At 48.4% G+C, this 413-nt stretch carries 1 protein-coding gene; it reads right to left on the bottom strand.

What is annotated here, in order from left to right; genetic code table 11:
• A partial coding sequence (locus HFC70_RS26500; protein ID WP_168476307.1) for a hypothetical protein occupies window positions 1-286 on the bottom strand: 286 nt, incomplete at its 3' end.
• Between the last annotated feature and the right edge of the window lie 127 nt (window positions 287-413).

Raw genomic sequence — 413 nt, 5'->3', positions numbered from 1 at the left:
GGTCGAAATTGCTGGCCATAAAGTTGATGTACTCTTCCGTCAGCAGCGCAACGCCCGGAAAGCCGCCCATGGTGTTAGGGCCGTCTGGCAACAGATGACCATGCCAGGCTCCGAGATCGAAAAACGGATTAAAACGCTGGTGATCGTCGTAATCGTAATCCTTCATGTACTGCGGCGCGCCAGTACGGTTAATCACGTTTTTATAATTGTCGGCGTTAGCGGCATGGGCGGAAAAACTTATCAGCAGAGCGCAGGTTACTGGCGTTAAAATAGTTTTTATTTTCATGAAATTACAGTCCTTATTACCAGTAGAAATATTGCATCAGGAAGATTTGGTCGCTGGGATCGTGAGAGGCATTTTTCATGTAGAAGCGGCTATCAAAAGCCGTGGCGAAACGTCCGCCGCCGTATTC

The organism is Agrobacterium sp. a22-2, assembly GCF_012276985.1.
Classification (GTDB): domain Bacteria; phylum Pseudomonadota; class Alphaproteobacteria; order Rhizobiales; family Rhizobiaceae; genus Allorhizobium.
This window is presented reverse-complemented; position numbering and strand designations above follow the sequence as displayed.